1 protein-coding gene is annotated in these 664 nt (G+C 44.7%); it reads left to right on the top strand.

Annotation, left to right across the window (positions count from 1 at the left end; translation table 11 throughout):
• A partial coding sequence (locus DSM106972_RS53895; RefSeq protein ID WP_233787915.1) for a GMC family oxidoreductase occupies positions 1-507 on the top strand: 507 nt, incomplete at its 5' end.
• Between the last annotated feature and the right edge of the window lie 157 nt (positions 508-664).

Below are 664 nucleotides of genomic sequence, written 5' to 3'. Positions count from 1 at the left end.
GTCGATCCTGCCTATGCACGCTCTGGTCCGGCATTCACCCTTCCCTTTTACATCACCCGTCCCGAAAGTCGTGGTAGTGTAAGACTACGTTCCTCCTCCCCCTTCGACCCACCGTTGATTCGGGTCAACTATCTTCAGAAAGAATCTGACATGCAACTAATGGTTGAAGGACTTAAAATTTTGCGTCAAATTGTGTACTCCGATGCGTTTAATGAGTTTCGGGGCGAGGAAATTGCTCCAGGGAGTTCTGTGCGTAGCGACAAAGCAATCGAAGATTATATTCGGCAAACGTGCGGTACGGCATGGCATCCTGTTGGGACGTGCAAAATGGGTATTGATCAAATGGCGGTTGTCGATCCTCAACTCAAGGTACGGGGGATTGAAGGGTTACGAGTTGTTGATGCATCGATTATGCCAACTATGATCACAGGAAACACAAATGCATCGGCAATTATGATTGGAGAAAAGGCTGCCGATTTGATAAAAGTTGGAACAAAATTGCGGTGATAGACTTTAGGAGAAATTCGATAGTCCAAAAAATAAATAATACCGTAGGATAGCTAACCGCCTGTCCGGAAACTACAAAGATTAAGCAATATAACGAAAAGTTGACAATGAGCGAACACGGGGCAAAATTGTGCTGAAATTTACCGAAAATTAGACC

The sequence above is a fragment of the Dulcicalothrix desertica PCC 7102 genome, from assembly GCF_003991905.1.
Lineage (GTDB): Bacteria > Cyanobacteriota > Cyanobacteriia > Cyanobacteriales > Nostocaceae > Dulcicalothrix > Dulcicalothrix desertica.
This window is presented reverse-complemented; position numbering and strand designations above follow the sequence as displayed.